Source organism: Streptomyces sp. NPDC058198, assembly GCF_042882605.1.
Taxonomy (GTDB): Bacteria; Actinomycetota; Actinomycetes; order Streptomycetales; family Streptomycetaceae; genus Streptomyces.
This window is the reverse complement of record NZ_JBHVVP010000008.1, coordinates 33544-50031: the sequence shown is the minus strand read 5'-3', so window position 1 is coordinate 50031 and position 16488 is coordinate 33544. Positions and strand designations below refer to the sequence as shown.

14 protein-coding genes and 2 pseudogenes are annotated in these 16488 nt (G+C 70.1%); 8 read left to right on the top strand and 8 right to left on the bottom strand.

Features of this window, described 5'->3' with window-relative positions:
• Positions 1 to 8 precede the first annotated feature (8 nt).
• From ACFVWW_RS24380 to ACFVWW_RS24350, 7 genes and pseudogenes are all read right to left on the bottom strand, one after another.
• Positions 9 to 1100, bottom strand: a complete 1092-nt coding sequence (locus ACFVWW_RS24380) for an ATP-grasp domain-containing protein (RefSeq protein ID WP_386877953.1) — start codon at positions 1098 to 1100, stop codon at positions 9 to 11.
• A pseudogene (locus ACFVWW_RS24375) lies at positions 1097 to 1468 on the bottom strand (diaminopimelate epimerase); the annotation flags it as partial. The pseudogene ACFVWW_RS24375 and the gene ACFVWW_RS24380, both read right to left, overlap by 4 nt.
• Positions 1469 to 1489: 21 nt before the next feature.
• Positions 1490 to 1897, bottom strand: coding sequence for a hypothetical protein (locus ACFVWW_RS24370; protein WP_386877952.1), 408 nt, complete (start codon positions 1895 to 1897; stop codon positions 1490 to 1492).
• A gap of 321 nt (positions 1898 to 2218) precedes the next feature.
• Complete coding sequence (locus ACFVWW_RS24365; protein WP_386877951.1) at positions 2219 to 2908, bottom strand: DUF5753 domain-containing protein; 690 nt, start codon at positions 2906 to 2908, stop codon at positions 2219 to 2221.
• A gap of 1 nt (position 2909) precedes the next feature.
• A pseudogene (locus tag ACFVWW_RS24360) lies at positions 2910 to 3062 on the bottom strand (helix-turn-helix domain-containing protein); the annotation flags it as partial.
• Positions 3063 to 3089: 27 nt separating this feature from the next.
• Entirely contained in the window at positions 3090 to 3602 is a 513-nt protein-coding gene (locus tag ACFVWW_RS24355) for a DUF6879 family protein (protein ID WP_386877950.1), read from the bottom strand.
• Entirely contained in the window at positions 3580 to 3843 is a 264-nt protein-coding gene (locus tag ACFVWW_RS24350; RefSeq protein WP_383914685.1) for a hypothetical protein, read from the bottom strand. The genes ACFVWW_RS24355 and ACFVWW_RS24350 overlap by 23 nt, the downstream gene beginning before the upstream one ends.
• Before the next feature lie 624 nt (positions 3844 to 4467).
• Here ACFVWW_RS24350 and ACFVWW_RS24345 point away from each other — a divergent pair.
• Both ACFVWW_RS24345 and ACFVWW_RS24340 read left to right on the top strand, forming a co-directional pair.
• Complete coding sequence (locus ACFVWW_RS24345) at positions 4468 to 5271, top strand: RNA polymerase sigma factor (RefSeq protein ID WP_384182474.1); 804 nt, start codon at positions 4468 to 4470, stop codon at positions 5269 to 5271.
• Entirely contained in the window at positions 5271 to 6485 is a 1215-nt protein-coding gene (locus ACFVWW_RS24340; RefSeq protein ID WP_386877949.1) for a hypothetical protein, read from the top strand. The genes ACFVWW_RS24345 and ACFVWW_RS24340 overlap by 1 nt, the downstream gene beginning before the upstream one ends.
• A 211-nt stretch (positions 6486 to 6696) precedes the next feature.
• On the opposite strand, the gene ACFVWW_RS24335 is transcribed toward ACFVWW_RS24340, so the two are convergent.
• On the bottom strand, positions 6697 to 7584 hold the full coding sequence (locus ACFVWW_RS24335; protein ID WP_384334368.1) for a L,D-transpeptidase family protein: 888 nt from the start codon (positions 7582 to 7584) through the stop codon (positions 6697 to 6699).
• A gap of 380 nt (positions 7585 to 7964) precedes the next feature.
• Between ACFVWW_RS24335 and ACFVWW_RS24330 the strand changes: the two genes are divergently transcribed.
• From ACFVWW_RS24330 to ACFVWW_RS24305, 6 genes are all read left to right on the top strand, one after another.
• Positions 7965 to 8894, top strand: coding sequence for a class I SAM-dependent methyltransferase (locus tag ACFVWW_RS24330; RefSeq protein ID WP_384334370.1), 930 nt, complete (start codon positions 7965 to 7967; stop codon positions 8892 to 8894).
• 142 nt (positions 8895 to 9036) lie between these two features.
• Positions 9037 to 10635 (top strand): methylmalonyl-CoA mutase, encoded by a 1599-nt coding sequence (locus tag ACFVWW_RS24325; protein ID WP_386877948.1) that lies wholly within the window; start codon positions 9037 to 9039, stop codon positions 10633 to 10635.
• 110 nt (positions 10636 to 10745) lie between these two features.
• Positions 10746 to 11402 carry a leucine efflux protein LeuE gene (gene leuE, locus ACFVWW_RS24320; RefSeq protein WP_384182294.1) on the top strand — a complete coding sequence of 219 codons (657 nt, stop codon included), beginning with the start codon at positions 10746 to 10748 and terminating at the stop codon, positions 11400 to 11402.
• Complete coding sequence (locus ACFVWW_RS24315) at positions 11399 to 12442, top strand: pyridoxal-phosphate dependent enzyme (protein ID WP_386877947.1); 1044 nt, start codon at positions 11399 to 11401, stop codon at positions 12440 to 12442. Before leuE ends, ACFVWW_RS24315 begins: the two co-directional genes overlap by 4 nt.
• Before the next feature lie 234 nt (positions 12443 to 12676).
• Positions 12677 to 14158 carry a hypothetical protein gene (locus tag ACFVWW_RS24310; RefSeq protein WP_386877946.1) on the top strand — a complete coding sequence of 494 codons (1482 nt, stop codon included), beginning with the start codon at positions 12677 to 12679 and terminating at the stop codon, positions 14156 to 14158.
• Complete coding sequence (locus ACFVWW_RS24305; protein WP_386877945.1) at positions 14155 to 16398, top strand: polysaccharide pyruvyl transferase family protein; 2244 nt, start codon at positions 14155 to 14157, stop codon at positions 16396 to 16398. Before ACFVWW_RS24310 ends, ACFVWW_RS24305 begins: the two co-directional genes overlap by 4 nt.
• The last annotated feature ends 90 nt before the right edge of the window (positions 16399 to 16488 follow it).

Sequence of the window (16488 nt, the reverse complement as noted above, 5' to 3'; positions counted from 1 at the left end):
GCTGGCTCCTACGGTGAGACGGCAGCCTCCCGAGTCGACTCGGTGCTGGAGAACGCGGGAGTGGGCAGGGGGACAGCGTACGGCTGGCGGGCGAGCGCCTCGTGAAGCATCGCCAGGACGACATCCGTGTGCGTGAAGCCGAGTGTGGCGGCGCCCACCACGAAGTTGCTGTCACGCGACATGCCGGGGGTGGAGTTGACCTCCAGCGCATACGGCTGGCCGTCCGAGGTGAGCATGAAGTCGATGCGAGCCGAGCCGCGCAGCCCGAGACCGTCCCACAGCCTCTTGACCTGCCGGGTGATCTTGCTCAGCGCCTTGGGGGCAAGGTCCGCGATCCGCACGGCGACGGCTCCACGGGAGTCGGCGTCGAGCTTGGTGTCGGCGTCGTAGAACTCGGCGTCGGTGGCTTCCGTCGCCAGCGGCGGAAAGGTGGCGACGGAGCCGCCCGGCAGTTCCAGGAGCCCCACGGTCAGCGGCGTGCCGGTCAGGTACTCCTCCACGAGTACGTCGTCTCCCGTTTCACCGGCCGCGTCGGTCAGCGCTCGTCCGAGGTCCGCCTGCTCGCGAACGAGGCTCATGCCGACGCTGGAGCCTCCGAAGGGCGGCTTCACCATCACAGGCCGCCCGGTCCAGGCCGCCGGCCCTCCCGACCATACGGACCAGCCTGGGGTGGGTACCCCCAGACTGAGCATCACCCTCTTGCAGAGGATCTTGTCGGCGGCCACTGCGGACGCCGAGACCCCGCTCCCGCAGTACGGCACCCGGAGGTAGTCGAGGAGGCCCTGCAAGCGTCCGTCCTCCCCGTACGGGCCGTGGAGGTTGGAGAGGGCCACGTCGTACGAGGCCAGCTCCTCGATGAAGCTCGGCGCGCAGGGGTTGAGCACAGTCCAGCGTGCGCCGATCTCGTCCAGAGCCTCGGACAGGGCGGTCACGGAGCGCTGGTCGACGGGGCACTTCGAGTGGTAGAGCCGATCCTCGGCCGAGACCGGGCCGTGGATGAGAGCGACGCCGAGACCCTGGCGGGTGTGCCCCCAGGCGCGAAGGTCGTGGACGGCCTTCTGCGTAGTGGGGTCCGTGCCGGGGTTGAGGAAGAGACTCATGCGAGTAACCCTTCGAAGGTGTGGGTGACCGGGCCGCCAACCCATTGCGTTTGCTCCGGCCGGTCGCTGTGTGGCCGGACGCTGAGTGGTTCCCCGGCGCGGTTGTGAACGGTGACGGGCCGCGCAGAAACGAGTCCCCGCATGGTGGCGATGACGACGGCCGCGACGGCTCCACTGCCGCACGACAGGGTTTCCGCTTCGACTCCGCGTTCATAGGTGCGGATCGTGAGCGCCTGGTTGCCGGCGGCCTGGACGAAGTTGACGTTCGTGCCGAGCGGGGCAAGGTCGGCGTGATGGCGGATCAATCGCCCCACCAGAACGGCGTCGATGGCCTCAACGTCGTCCACGACGGCAACGACGTGCTCGGTGCCCGTGTACGCGCTGTCGAATCACGTCGGCTTGCCGTTGATCATGGCCTGCACCCGTCGCGGGCGGATCGCGCCGACCTCGGCCGTTACCCACACCGAGTCGTCACTGACGACCGCTTCGTGCGTGACCCCCGCCATGCGGAGGCCCATCTCCTGGAAGCCGTGATCACGGTGCGCGGCCCACGCGGTACACCGCAAGGCGTTGCCGCACATGGCTGCGATTGACCCATCCGCGTTGAAGCAGCCGACTTCGAGAAGGGCAGGGCTGTTCTCAATCAGGCTGCCGACGACCAGGCCATCCGCACCGACTCCGGTTCGTCTGGCGCAGAGGCGCTCGGCCTCCTTCGACCAGTCCTTGTCGATGCCCGGTTCGAGATCGGAGAACAGGACGAAATCGTTTCCCGCTCCGTGGATCTTCCGGAAGCGCATGGCAAAGCTCCTCGTGTCGTGCGGTGACAAGCAAGATGTAGGCAGCAAGCGCCAAGAGATTTCCGCGGTAGATGAGTTACTGGTTGCGTGGGTTGTGGTGGCCATCTGCATCGCGAGCACGACATCGGTGCGCGAGGAGATTGTCTCAACGTCGATGGGGGAGGGGGCGAATGCCGTTCCTCCGGCTGCTCCCAGTGCCTTGCCGGTACTTGCCACAGTCATCACCGCTTCGCCCCTCCGGAGCACGATTTGAGCCGTGCTGCACAAGCTAGGAAGGGAGAGAGGCGAGGCTCCACGAGTGTGCCGGAACGTGCCCGGAGTTCACCCGAGAGATTCGATCGCAGCCGTAATGATCTGCCTTGCTGCCGCGCCGTAGACGGCGAGTTCCTTCAACTCGGCGAACGTCCGCGAATACATGGAAAGTTCGTGGTCCTGTACGACGGTGAGGTGTGCGGAGACCAGCTCGACGTTCACGGTGGTGTCGTCGTACAGGAAGAATCCCTCGACGGGCCAGAGCATGCGGTCGACATCCTGCGGAATGATCCCGAGGCTCACCGAGGGCAGCGCCATGACGCTGAGCAAGTATCCCAACTGCCCTGCCAGCACGTCCGCTCCGCCGATGCGGTACCGGAGTGCGCTCTCCTCCAAGAGGATGGCGAACGTGTGGTTCCCGTAGACGATGTTCTGCTTTTCCACGCGAACCTTCACGGCCGCCGGCACATCGTCCTTGAGGCCGCGACGGTCACGGATGGAAGTCAGAAGGGCGGTGATGTACGACGCCGTCTGTACCGGGCCAGGGATGAGCCACGGCGAGTAGATGCGAAACCGTTGGGTGCGTTCCCACAGGGGGAGCACCGACTCCTGCGCCAACGTGAGTCCGTCGCGTTCCATCCTTTGCCACTCGACGTACATGCCGTCGATTCCGCGGGCTGTCGAGATGAGGTCTTCGGCCTTGCTCTCCGCCCCCGCAGGCAGAGCACCAATCGCGAAGGTCGCGTTCCGAGGGCGCACGGGTACCGCTCTCGAAGCGCGAAGCCTTCGACTCGTGCCAGCCACAGCGTCTGGCCAATTCCCGCTTGCTGATTCCGGTGGTGCCCCGGATTTCAGCCAGGCGTTTCCCGAGCGCCTTGCGGGCTTCCTGAACGCTCGAAGATGGCGATGTCATGTCGTCGCGACGGCGCTGTTCGACCTGTCAGGACAACTCGAACTCTGCGTGTGGCGTTGCTCGCGTCCACACGGCCTCGAAGGCGGATTCGCAGAGCTTCGCCACCTCTGGGTCTTCGGTGAGTTCCATGTCCATGTTCTCGCCCTCACCGTCGAAGTGGTTGAGGAGAACGAGGCTGGAGTCGAACAGCCAGAAGTCGTTGCCGGGGAGTGCGACAGCCGTCACTCGGCGGCGCGAGAGCCAGCGCACGTCTTCGCCGGCGGCAATGTTCAGCCCGTCCGTCACGGCGTGCTCGAAGCGGATGTACTCGCTGACGGGCGTCGACACGATGCGTGCCCGGCGGACCGCGACACCTCGTGCGGTCGCCTCCGTGACGATGCTGTGCCAGCCGGCCCAGCGCTCAGCGGGGTCGAGGGTCTTACCGGCCTTCCAGTCGATGAAGGCCGGGTCCGACTTCATGTACGCGTCGCGCATCTCCAGATGGACAGCCGTCCTCTGGCAGTCGCGGAACAGCTCCTCAAACGTCGGAGTCCTCGTCATCCTCTTTCACCTCCGGTTCGGCGTCCTTGGCGCTCTGCTCCATCTCCAGGAAGAACTGCACCATGCGCCGGGGGATCTCCACCACCGACTCATGGCCGGGGATGTCCATCTGCCCGAGGCGCTCGGTGTCCTCCACCTTCCACCCCTGCACGAGGTAGTTGTCCTTCTCCTTGTCGAGGTAGATCGTGGGCGAGCCGCCGCTAGGGCTCTCCGGGTCTTTGCCGAGCTTGATCAGGGCCATGAGGTTCTCCTCGAACGCCGATGACGATCTGTGTGGCAGAGCTTGCCCACGACTGACCTGCGGAGCGAGGAACTTGCCGAAACGTGCCAGGACCCGTCGAGGATGCAGCTTGTGCGGGGGAAGAGTGACGAGCGACTGATCGGCTGCCCCGTCCCAGGACACGGCGCGACAGGCCGGAGAGAGGCTGGACCTTCCCGAGCGGTTCCGCATCCCCGACCGGCGTCACAGCAAGGTCACCAACGACCTGGACGCGGGTGAGAACCCCGTGGAGGTCTCCGCGAATGTGAGGCACCTCGCATGAAGCGCCGGGTCGGTTGGTCACGCGCTTGGTCACAGCGGCGGGCGGCGGCCCGTATCTTCCCAGGTCATAACGGGAGACATCGGGAGGACGACCGGGGCCGCCACCCCCCACAGGAGAGGCCCCGGTCGCCGTCCGCCGGGGCCGCAGTGCGGCCCCGTACTCATATCAGCGCCATGGATGCGTTTTCTGTCACACCGCACAACGTCAGCAAGTTGTTGCTGGTTGTACAAGTCATGGACGCGGCCCCCGACAAGGCCGTAGCGTGCAGAAACGCGTGGGCGGCGCGGCAGTGACCAGCCGCGATTTCAGGACAGGTTGTGGGAGTGCTGGGGGACGACGCGGAGCTGACCGCCGCGGTGCTCGCGGCACAGGACGGGGACGAGGACGCCTTCCGGACTGTGTACCGCGCCGTGCACCCGCGGCTGTTGGGCTATATCCGGACGCTCGTCGGCGAACCCGACGCCGAGGACGTGGCCTCCGAGGCGTGGCTGCAGATCGCCCGCGACCTCGACCGCTTCAGCGGTGACGCCGACCGGTTCCGTGGCTGGGCCGCCCGGATAGCCCGTAACCGCGCCCTCGACCACATCCGGATGCGGGGCAGGCGCCCCGCGGTCGGCGCCGACGAGACGGAGCTGTCCGGGAAGCCGGCCGAGTCGGACACGGCGGACGAGGCCATCGAGGCGCTCGCCACCGGCCGGACGATGGCGCTGATAGCGCAGTTGCCGCAGGATCAGGCCGAGGCCGTCGTGCTGCGGGTCGTGGTCGGGCTCGACGCGAAGAGCGCGGCCAAGACGCTGGGGAAACGTCCCGGCGCGGTACGGACGGCCGCGCACCGGGGGCTCAAACGGCTGGCAGAACTGCTCGGTACGGACGACTGCCCCGGTGGCTCGGACGTTGTGTGCGGTGCGGGTGGCGGGGGAGGCGGACCCGTTTCCGGTGGCGCCGGTGAAACCGCTTACTCCAGGGACACGGGACCTGCCGAGGGTACGGCCGCCGACCCGGTCCACGCCTCCGCAGGTCAGGGCGCGGGACTCGGCGTCGTACCGCCGCAGCGCAGCGCTCGGCCGGAGGCCGCGGCCTCCGCGGGTGTGACGCATTCGCGCCTGCGGACGCAGAAGGACATGTGATGGCCGACGAGCGTGACGCGTGGCTCGACAAGGACGCGGCGGAGAGATTGCTGCGCGGTGAGCCGGTCGAGGCCGCGGACGAAGCTGTCCGCGCCCGGGCGGAACGGCTCTCCGGTGCCTTGCGCGATGTGGCGGCCGTCACGTACGCAAACGACGCCGAACTCCCCGGCGAGGCAGCCGCCCTGGCTGCCTTTCAGCGTGCCAGGAGCGCCGGCGGCGAGCGCGCGGGCCGGATGCGGGCGGGGGAACTGCTCGGGACGGTACGGCTCGCTCCCGCGCCCCGGGCCCGGCGCGCGGCGGTCGGCCGGCCGGTGCGGATGGGACTCGTCGCCGCGGTGGCCGGATGCGCGCTGGGCGGGATGGCCGCCGCCACGGGCGCCGGGGCCCTGCCCTCTCTGTTCGGCGGCGAGCACAACCCCGTGCCCGCGAACTCCGTCTCGTCGGTCCCCTCTCCGAGACCGCTCGCATCCGGCTCGTCCGGCGGCGGCAGCTCGGCCGGTCCGTCGGACGCCCCGGCCGGTACGGGGCAGCCCACGCCCGAGTCCTCGTCGGCGGCGGACCCCGGGAAGGGTCACGGCGCGGCGGAGGACGGAAAGCGCGGGAAGGGCGAACCGGCGGGACCGGACAGCGGGCACGGCGACCGGCCGGGTTCGCCGGACAACGACGCCGGCGCGTGGTACCGCAAGACGGTCGAGGCCTGCCGCGACTACCTCAGCGGCGAGATCGACGCGGCGCGCAGGGACGCGCTGGAGTCGGCGGCCAAGGGACCGCAGGGGGTCGAGCGCTTCTGCGGCCGGCTGCTGGCCGGCGACGGCAAGGGCGGCGGCGGGGACAAGGGCGGCAAGGACGAGGGCGGTAAGGACGACGGGGACGGGGACGGTTCACCGGGCGTGCCCACCGCGCCCCCGACCGTGCCGCCCATCTCCTGGTCGCCGTCCCCGTTCGAGCCTCCGACGCCGACGCCGACCGTGACACTCGAGCCGACCTCGCCGCCCGAGCCGACGGCGACGCCTCAGCTCACCCTGGCGCCCGACGCTTCCCCTGACGCGGACGCCGACGCGGACACGGAGGTTCACGTCGATGTCGATGTCGCCGTGAACGTCGATGGCGCCGTGGACGCGGACGTGGACGCGGACGTGAACCTGGACGTAGACGTGGATGGGGACGTGAACGTCGGCCTGAGCCTCGGCATATCGCCCCTCGCCAGCTCCTGACCTGCTGGTTCTCCCCGTTCAGAGATCAGGTGTGACGTTTTTCCGGACCGTGACGCAGTAGTGAGTGAGCCGACTGGTCATCGGCCGCGCATCGAGCCGGGGTTCCCCCCGTACCTTCGGCTCAGCGCATCGGCGCGGGCGGGACACGTTCCCCCGGTCCCGCCCGCGCCACCTCTCCCTCCGCGCCGTGAGCCGGCGCCGCGTGCGGCCGCTACCAGTAGATGACGACCTTGTCGCCGTTGCGGACCTGCCCGAAGAGCGACGCGATCTTCTTCTCGTCCCGGACATTGACGCAGCCGTGCGAGGCGCCGGAGTAGCCGCGGGCCGCGAAGTCCGCGGAGTAGTGCACCGCCTGGCCGCCGCTGAAGAACATCGCGTACGGCATCGGGGTGTCGTACAGCGTCGAGACGTGGTGCCGGGACTTCCAGTACACCTCGAACGTGCCCTCGCGGGTCGGGGTGTACTGCGAGCCGAAGCGGACGTCCATCGACGACTTCACCGTGCCGTCGATCATCCACGAGAGCGTGCGGCTGTTCTTGCTGATGCACAGCACCCGCCCCGTCATGCACCGCGGATCGGGCTTGGCGACCGGCTTGGTGGTGGGCGGACGCAGTTCGTCGCGCGTCGGCTTCCTGGTCATCCCGAGCAGCTTCTGCCAGGTGTCCGTGTCCGTCGCGCCGGTGCGCGGCAGACCGCGCTTGCCCTGGAACGAGGAGACGGCGGTGACCGTGACGGAGCCGTAGTAACCGGTGGGGCTGCGGTCGAAGTGGCCTATCTGGCGCAGCCTGGCCTGGAGCTCCCGTACCTGCTCGCTCTCCGCGCCGCTCGCCATCAGCGTCTTGGGCTTCGCCGCGCTCGGGGTGGGCGCCGGGCTCGTCCTGGTGTCGGCGATGGGCCGCGGCGGCGCGGTCGACGGCTCAGAAGGCTCGGCCGGTTCGCTGGGCTCGGCCGGCTCGGGCGTGGGCGTGACACGCGCGCCGCCGGCCGGCTTGGCGTCGGCCACCGGCCCGCTGTTGGCCGGCTGCACCGTACAGCCGACGCTCACGGCCAGCACGGCGGCCGTGGCGAGCCCTCTGCACAGGCCGGATTTCGTGAGCATTCTCGTCCCCCCAAGATTTCCCGTGTCCCAAGGCAGCTGTTCTGTGGTTCAGACGGTTTTCCGTCCGGCGCGGTTGCGTAGCGCGTACGGAGCCTTCCGCCGGAGTCATCTTCCCTTGACGGGAGGTGAATTCCAGCGGGCGGTTCGCCAAAAAGAAAGTACTTTCCGCCATGTTCTCCGGCCGGGCTGACATGATCCCGCGCATGGAGAGCGGCGCTGCCCGTTCCCCCGCGCGGCGGTGAGCCGGAAACCGCCCGCCGCGCCTCGCGGAAGATCATCCAGTCCACGAGACAAGCCCAAGAGACCTACCCAAGAGACATAAGAGACACAACAGAAGCGCACTTTCAGTAATTCCTGTTTCCTCGTGAGGGTTCTCTGTCATGACGACCGCATACGAAGACAAGCCGCGCCCGCGTGAACTCAATGACGTTCGCGGCTGGTTCCCCCCTCTTGATCAGGTTCTCTTCGAGAGGCTGCTCACCCGTCAGGAAGACCGAGGCGAGCGGGGCGATCTGCTGGAGCTCGGCGTCTTCATGGGCAAGAGCGCGATCTTCCTGGGCCACCATCTGCGGGACGGGGACCGGTTCACCGTCTGCGACCTCTTCGAGTCGGAGGCCCCCGACCTGGCCAACAGCGCGGAGACGGCGAAGTCCTATCCGACGCTGACCCGGGACGCGTTCGAGCGGAACTACCTCTCCTTCCACGACGAGCTGCCGCGCGTGCTCCAGGCGCCCAGCTCCGTCATCCCCGGCGAAGTCGAGCCGAAGTCGTGCCGTTTCGTGCACATCGACGCCTCGCATCTCTACGAGCACGTGTACGGGGACATCGGTGCGGCGCGGGAGCTTCTGAAGCCGGGCGGCATCGTCGTCCTCGACGACTTCCGCTCCGAGCACACCCCCGGCGTCTCCATCGCCACCTGGGAGGCGGTGCTCACGCGCGGACTGCGCCCGATCTGTCTGAGCACCCAGAAGCTGTACGGCACCTGGGACGACCCCGAGCCGATCCAGGACGAACTGATCGCCATGGCCGAGGAGCGCGAGGACTGCGACCTCAGCGTCCAGCAGGCGGCGGGCCACCGGATCGTACGGCTGAAGAGCCGGGGCATGACGGCGCCTGACTTCCCCTTCTCCAAGTACTACACGGAGGAGACGCCGGCCCCGGCCGAGCTGCCAGGACCCGAGCCGGTCGCGTCCCCCGCGGCGCCCCGGCGCAGGTCGGCCCGGTCCCGGGTCCGGCGCGTCGCCATCGATGTCCTGCCGCCCGTGATCACCCGCGCGGTCCAGCGCAGCAGGGCCCAGCGCCGGGCGTGAGCGCCGCTGTGGGGCGGCTTCCCGCGTGTGGCCCGCCACTCGACGCGCACCCGCCGCTACAGTCCGTCGCGAAGGCCGTCGTCACCGGAAGGCGACGGCGGCCGGCGGATGACGGCGGTCGGTCCAGCGGGAGGCACAGCAGATGGCGCGCGAGCCCGGCAGCGTACGAGTCACCGAGAGCGGACTGCCCATCGAGCCGGTCTACGGCCCCGACGCGCTGGACGGGTGGGATCCCCGGGAGAAGCTCGGCGAGCCGGGCTCGTACCCCTTCACCCGCGGCGTCTACCCAACGATGTACACCGGCCGGCCCTGGACGATGCGTCAGTACGCGGGCTTCGGCACCGCGGTCGAGTCCAACGCCCGCTACCGGCAGCTGATCGCGCACGGCACGACCGGCCTGTCCGTCGCCTTCGACCTGCCGACCCAGATGGGGCACGACAGCGACGCGCCGATCGCGAGCGGTGAGGTCGGCAAGGTCGGGGTCGCGATCGACTCGCTCGACGACATGCGCGTACTGCTCGACGGGATTCCGCTGGACCAGGTCTCCACCTCGATGACGATCAACGCGCCCGCCGCCCTCCTGCTCCTTCTCTACCAACTGGTTGCGGAGGAGCAGGGCGTCCCGGCGGCGCGGCTGACCGGCACCATCCAGAACGACGTGCTCAAGGAGTACATCGCGCGGGGCACGTACATCTTCCCGCCCAAGCCCTCGCTGCGGCTGACCGCGGACATCTTCCAGTACTGCCGGGCCGAGATCCCCCGGTGGAACACCATCTCGATCTCCGGCTACCACATGGCGGAGGCCGGGGCCTCGCCCGCGCAGGAGATCGCGTTCACGCTGGCCGACGGCATCGAGTACGTACGGACGGCGGTCGCCGCCGGCATGGACATCGACGACTTCGCGCCCAGGCTCTCCTTCTTCTTCGTGGCGCGTACGACCCTCCTCGAAGAGGTCGCCAAGTTCCGCGCCGCGCGCCGCGTCTGGGCCCGGGTGATGCGCGACGAGTTCGGCGCCAAGGACCCCAAGTCGCTGATGCTGCGCTTCCACACCCAGACGGCCGGGGTGCAGCTGACCGCGCAGCAGCCCGAGGTCAATCTCGTACGGGTGGCGGTCCAGGGGCTGGCGGCGGTCCTCGGCGGTACGCAGTCGCTGCACACCAACTCCTTCGACGAGGCCATCGCCCTGCCGACGGACAAGTCGGCGCGGCTCGCGCTGCGTACACAGCAGGTGCTGGCGTACGAGACGGATGTCACCGCGACCGTCGATCCCTTCGCCGGCTCGTACGCCGTCGAGCGGATGACGGACGAGGTGGAGGCCGCCGCGGTCGCCCTGATGACCCGGATCGAGGACATGGGCGGCGCGGTCGAGGCCATCGAACGGGGCTTCCAGAAGGGCGAGATCGAGCGCAGCGCGTACGCCGTCGCGCGGGAGACGGACAGCGGCGAGCGCGTGGTCGTGGGCGTCAACCGCTACGCGATGGACGAGGAGGAACCGTACGAACCCCTGCGCGTCGACCCGGCGATCGAGGCCCAGCAGGCGGCCCGGCTGGCCCGGTTGCGGGCGGAACGCGACCAGGGCGCGGTGAACGCGGCGCTCACCGCGCTGCGGAAGGCCGCGGAGGGCACGGAGAACGTCCTTCACCCGATGAAGTCGGCGCTCAAGGCGCGGGCGACGGTGGGGGAGGTCTGCGACGCGCTGCGGCAGGTGTGGGGGACGTACGTGCCGACCGACGCGTTCTGACGGACGCGTTCTGACGTTCCGCATCCGGCGCGGGCCACGGAAGGGGAGCGTGCGTCCGGTCGCCGGACGCCTCGTGTGAGGGGGCGGGCGCATGTGCGACACTCCGGCACATGCTGGGTGTTACTGATCTGCCGACCTATCTGATCGGCCTCGTCCTGATCGTCCTGCTGCCGGGACCGAACTCCCTCTATGTGCTCTCGGTCGCGGCCCGCCGCGGGACCGGGCCCGGATACAAGGCCGCCGCGGGCGTCTGGTGCGGTGACACCGTGCTCATGGTGCTCTCCGCCGCGGGCGTCGCGTCGCTGCTCCAGGGCAACGCACTGCTCTTCGGGATCGTGAAGTACGCGGGCGCCGGGTATCTGACCTGGCTGGCCATCGGGATGATGCGGGCGGCGTGGTCGCTGTGGCGCAGCCGGCACGAGAGTACGGAGGGGGCCGGCGAACCCGGTAGCGCGCCGGAGGCCGTCGAGCGGCCGTACCGCCGGGCCTTGGTGATAAGCCTGTTCAATCCGAAGGCGATCCTGTTCTTCATCTCGTTCTTCGTGCAGTTCGTGGATCCCGGCTACGCGCATCCCGCGCTGTCGTTCGTGCTGCTGGGAATCCTCGCCAATGTGGCCAGCGCGCTTTATCTCTCGGCCCTGATCTTCGGCGGTACGAAGCTGGCCGCGGCCTTCCGCCGCCGCAAGCGCCTCTCGGCGGGGGTCACGAGCGCGGCCGGAGCGCTGTTCCTCGGCTTCGCCGTGAAGCTCTCGGTGAGCAGCGTATGACGGCGGGGACGGCGGGGACGGCCGGGGCGGGCGGTACGGACCACGGCCCGGCGTCCCGCGTGGTGCTGGCGAGCTGGCCGACACCGCTGGAACCGGCGCCCCGGCTGGCGCGTGCGGTGGGGCTCGGCCCCGACGACCTGTGGATCAAGCGCGACGACCTCATCGGGCTCGGCGGTGGTGGGAACAAGGTCCGCAAGCTGGAGTGGCTCTGCGGCGCGGCGCTGGCGGCGGGCGCGAAGACGCTGGTCACCAGCGGAGCCCCGCAGAGCAACCACGCCCGCCTCACGGCGGCCGCGGGCGCCAGGCTCGGACTGGGTGTCGTCCTGGTCCTCGCCGGAAACCCGGACGACTCCGCCTCGGGCAACCTCGCGCTCGACGGACTCCTCGGCGCGGAGATCGTATGGGCGGGAGACACCGACGGGACCGCGCTCGCGGCCACGCTGAAGGAGGTCACGGACCGCCTGCGGCGCGAAGGGGCCGCGCCCGCGCTGATCCCGTTCGGCGGATCGAGCGTGACGGGAGCCCTCGGCTACGCGGAGTGCGGCCGCGAACTGCTCGCCCAGGCACCAGACCTGTCGCAGGTGATCACGGCGGTCGGTTCCGGAGGCACGATGGCGGGGCTGGTGTACACGCTCGGCGGGGAGCGGGTGCTCGGCGTCCACTGCGGCGCGGTTCCGGACCCGGTGCGGACCGTGAGCGACCTCGTGGCCGGACTGTCGGCGGAGGGCGTGACAGCGGACGGCGTCGTGCCGGACGGCGTCGTGCCGGAAGGGCTGAGGATCCGGCTCGACCAGGTCGGGGACGGATACCCGAGCCTTACGGAACCGGTGAAGGCCGCCATGAGCGTCGCGGCGCGTACCGAGGGAATCATCCTGGACCCGGTCTACACGGGCCGGGCGATGGCGGGCCTGATCGCGGCGGTCAAGGACGGAGACGTGCGTCCTGGCCGGCGGACGGTCTTCCTCCACAGCGGAGGACTGCCGGGCTTCTTCGGCCACGGCGCCACGGTGACCTGGGCGAAGAACCCCGGGCTCCAGTGACCCGACCGCACGCCCCCTAGCCGAAACGCAGGTCCGTGCTGGTCGTGATCTCGCCGAACCGGGGGAGGTCAAGCGTCACCGCGGCATGCTCGGCCCGCTCCATGGGGCCTAAGTGACGCCCGAAGCGGTTCGTTCGCCTGACCGACGGTGTGAGTTCACCTCAGGGGCCGGGAGGTTTCCTACCCTGTCACCCACCCACCATCTGTCCGTGGGGGAGTAGACGCCGGGAGCAGCATGACGAAGGCCCGCAGCCTGTGGCCGAGATGGCGCGGCGGCAAATACGCCAAGGCCGCCAAGAGCACGAAGAGCGCCGCCGTCCCACCGGGCGGTCCGGCGCCCGGCGCCCGGATCAGTCCGACGGCGCCCGCGGACTGCCTGCGTGCCTGTGCGCTGCACAGCGAGAGGCTCGTGGCGGGTGACGGTGACGACCGCAGGCGTACCGAGCTCGCCGGGAAGCTGCGGCAGCTCACAGCCGTCCACGCCGCGGCGCCCCTCCCGGCGTCCGGTATGGGCGCCGAGCTGTTCGACGCGCTGCTCGGCGTCGGCACCAAAGCCATGGAGTGCGGCGGCGACGAGCTGAAGCTCGCCCTGCTCATCAGCGACACCGTGCTGACCGAACGCGGGAACTCCCGCGCCGGCTGGCGGCTGCGCGCCCGGACGCTGGAGGCCCTCGGCGACGAGGCCGCGGCCGTCGAGGCGTACGACCGCTACCTCACGCTCACCTCCGACGACACGTACGGCGTCGCTCCCCGGCTCGCCGGACTGCGGATCGCCGCACGGTCCCAGGAGGAGATGCTCCAGCTGCTGGCCCGTGAGTGCCCCCGGGCCGAGGAGTTCTCCGCCGCGCCCGCGACCGACGTGTGGGCCGAGGGACTGGAGCTGCACGGCCGGGGCGACCGGGAGCAGGCGGAGCCGCGCCTGGTCGGCGCCCTGCTGGCCCTGGGCCGAGGCGGCGGGCCGGTGCCGGAACTCCAGGACGCCGTCGGCCACTACCTCGACCTGCGGATCGAGGCGGCCGGTGGCGACGCCTCCGAGCTGAGCGGACTCATCGGCCTCTACGCCGAACAGCGCAGGAACCGGATGCGGCCGCCGGTCGTCGACCCCACCTTCGGCGGCGTCGACTGGATCAGCCTCGGTGAGCTGCGCAATCTGATCGCGGGCCGGTCCGTCTGCCTGGTCGCCAACTCCCAGAGCCTCGGCGCCGGCACCCTGGGCCCGGAGATCGACGCGTACGACCTGGTCGTCCGCTTCAGCTCGTACCGGATCGACGCGGCGGCCACCGGCAGCCGTACCGACATCCATGCCACCAGCCACGAGCACCACTTCAACTGGGACCGGAAGGTCACCACGCGGCTGGTGTTCGGCGGCGCCTCCGACGAGTGGAGGTACGCGCTGCGCGAGCGGCTGGTGCCCGGGGCGCAGCGGTACGTGGCCGACGACTCGCTGCGCTGGCCGCTCCGCCATATCGGCGGGGTGGACTGGGACGCCTGGCCGTCCGTCCCGACGAGCGGCTTCAACACGCTCTGGCTGCTGGACTTCCTGGACGTCAGCCCGACGCTCGATCTGATCGGCTTCGACTTCTACGAGAGCGGTGTTCACCGCCTGCCCGGAGCGATGCGGATCCCCGTCACCTCCGAGCGCGAACGGGCGAGCGAGAAGGCCTGGGTCATGGAACGCGCACAGAGCGTCACCGATATGAGGATATCCCTGAGATGACCGCCACCAGCCTCTCCGGTGCCGACACCGGCGCCGACGCCGCTGGCGGCGTCGCTGTCCCGGCCCCCGCTGCCGCCCACGCGTCGCACGCGCTGACCGGCAAGCGCCGCATCGCCTTCGCCTCCTTCGTCGCAGACGACGACGTGCCCGCCTTCCTCGTACTGCTGCGCAGCCTCGCCCTGTCCAACCCGGGCCTGTGCGAGGACTTCATCGTCCTGCACGACGGTCTGCCGTCGGACGCCGCCGCCCGCATCAGCGCGCTGCATCCGCGGATCGAGCTGCGGCCGGTGGCCGGCGAGCGCTACGCGTCGTACGCCGGCGACGGTTCGTCCCGTACGGCCTTCTTCGGCCTCGACGTGTTCCGCGTCCGCGACTACGACACCGTGATCAGCCTGGATCCCGGCATCGCCGTCCTGGGCGACCTCGGTGAGCTGCTGGTGCTGCGCGAGGGGCTGGCCGCAGCCGACGGGCTCACCGCCGCGGGACCGCTGGTCATCCAGCGCGAGTATCTGACCGACGCGTTCTGCGCGCGGCTCGACGCCCTGGGCCGCAGCGGCGCGTACGACCGCGAGCGGACCGTCCGCGGCCTGCTCGACGCCGTGCTGGACGGGGACCTCCTCCCCCTCGACGGTACGGCGAAGTACAGCGCGGCCGAGGACGACCGGCGGAAATTCGAGCTCTCGGACGCCGCGTTCCACGCCGCGTACATGGCGCTGAACGGGACCACGCACCATGACCTGATCGTGCGCTACGGCACCGCGCACGTCGCCCGCACCGGGGATGTGGAGAGCGCCCGGCGCGTCGCCCTGGCCCATATCGGCGCGGGCGAGTTCCAGGAGGCGGCCGACCTGCTCGGCCAGGTCCGTATCCCGGTGAACGAGGCGTGGCCGCACGAGGTGTTCGGTCATGCGCTGATGAGCGTCTCGCGCTACGACGAGGCCAGGGCCCAGCTGCTGCTGGCCACCGCCGCCCCCAAGCGCGCCGCGACCGCCTTCGCGCGGCTGGCCCAGATCGCCTGGGTCCACGGCGACGACGGCGCGGCGCGGGAGTACGCGCTCGCGGGCCTCGCCACCGACCCCGCCCACCCGGCGGGCCGGGAGATGCTCCGCCGTACGCCGGTCCTGCCGACGCCGCGGGAGGGCGCGGCCGAGGACCAGCTCGCCCATGTCGCCTTCTACATGCCCCAGCAGGGCAACGCCGGGGACAAGCTGCTGCCCGAGTCCGTACGGCTGACCTTCGGCACCGACACCGGCCCGCGCCGCTGGCACTCGATCCACGCCCACCGGCTCTTCGACGAAGCGGCGCTGGAGCGGGTCAACGCCCGGCGCGGTCTGGTCATCGGCGGCGGCGGACTGTTCATCCCGGACACCGCGCCCAACGGCAACAGCGCCTGGCAGTGGAATGTCCCCGACGCGCTGCTGAAGCGCATCGACGTACCCGTGATGGTGTACGCGGTGGGCTTCAACGCCTTCGACGGGCAGTCCTACCGGCGCGAGCGCTTCGCCGCCAGTCTGCGTCAACTCGTCGAGCGTGCCGCCTTCTTCGGGCTCCGCAACCACGGTTCGATCGAGAAGGTCCGCGCGCTGCTGCCCGCCGGACTGCACGACAAGGTGCGCTTCCAGCCCTGCCCGACCACCGTCACCCGGCAGCTGGTCGACGGCTGGACCGATCCCGAGCACCGCGAGAACACCGTTCTGGTCAACGCCGCGTACGACCGGGCGGGGCTGCGCTTCGGCCATGACTACGGGCACTTCCTCGCCGAGATGGCCACGGCGGTACGGGCGCTGGGCGCCCACGCCGAGGTGAAGTGCGTGGCGCATTCGCTCGACGACGAGCGGATCGCCTTCGACCTGCGGCGCGAGCACGGCATCTCGCTGCCGGTGATCCCGATGTACGACTTCGGGAACGACGCGATCCGGGACCTCTACGCCCGTACGAAGCTGGTGATCGGGATGCGCGGGCACGCGGGGATGATCCCGTTCGGCTGCGGGACGCCGATCATCAGCCTGATCTCGCACCCCAAGATGGCGTACTTCCTGTCCGACATCGAGCGCCCGGAGTGGGGTGTCTCCGTCCACGACAAGAACCTCGGGGCGCTGCTCACCGAGCGGGCGCTCGGGCTGCTGGACGACCATGCCGCGGCCGTGGCCGACGTACACGGCCGGCAGCAGGAACTGTGGAAGATCACGCAGGCGAACGCGGCGGATCTGCGGGCGGTCCTGGGGACCTCGGCCGGCTGAGCCGCCGCACCCGGTCCACCGGGACACGAGCCGGGACCTGAGTCAGGACCTGAGCCGGGACATGAAGGAGGGCGGGCCACTCGTCAGTGG

Bases quoted from the DNA above. Each gene is read 5' to 3' on its own strand.
- ACFVWW_RS24380 (WP_386877953.1), bottom strand. From the start codon at position 1,100: ATGAGTCTCTTCCTCAACCCCGGCACGGACCCCACTACGCAGAAGGCC.
- ACFVWW_RS24370 (WP_386877952.1), bottom strand. From the start codon at position 1,897: ATGCGCTTCCGGAAGATCCACGGAGCGGGAAACGATTTCGTCCTGTTC.
- ACFVWW_RS24355 (WP_386877950.1), bottom strand. From the start codon at position 3,602: ATGACGAGGACTCCGACGTTTGAGGAGCTGTTCCGCGACTGCCAGAGG.
- ACFVWW_RS24350 (WP_383914685.1), bottom strand. From the start codon at position 3,843: ATGGCCCTGATCAAGCTCGGCAAAGACCCGGAGAGCCCTAGCGGCGGC.
- ACFVWW_RS24340 (WP_386877949.1), top strand. From the start codon at position 5,271: ATGGCCGACGAGCGTGACGCGTGGCTCGACAAGGACGCGGCGGAGAGA.
- ACFVWW_RS24335 (WP_384334368.1), bottom strand. From the start codon at position 7,584: ATGCTCACGAAATCCGGCCTGTGCAGAGGGCTCGCCACGGCCGCCGTG.
- ACFVWW_RS24330 (WP_384334370.1), top strand. From the start codon at position 7,965: ATGACGACCGCATACGAAGACAAGCCGCGCCCGCGTGAACTCAATGAC.
- ACFVWW_RS24325 (WP_386877948.1), top strand. From the start codon at position 9,037: ATGGCGCGCGAGCCCGGCAGCGTACGAGTCACCGAGAGCGGACTGCCC.
- leuE (WP_384182294.1), top strand. From the start codon at position 10,746: ATGCTGGGTGTTACTGATCTGCCGACCTATCTGATCGGCCTCGTCCTG.
- ACFVWW_RS24315 (WP_386877947.1), top strand. From the start codon at position 11,399: ATGACGGCGGGGACGGCGGGGACGGCCGGGGCGGGCGGTACGGACCAC.
- ACFVWW_RS24310 (WP_386877946.1), top strand. From the start codon at position 12,677: ATGACGAAGGCCCGCAGCCTGTGGCCGAGATGGCGCGGCGGCAAATAC.
- ACFVWW_RS24305 (WP_386877945.1), top strand. From the start codon at position 14,155: ATGACCGCCACCAGCCTCTCCGGTGCCGACACCGGCGCCGACGCCGCT.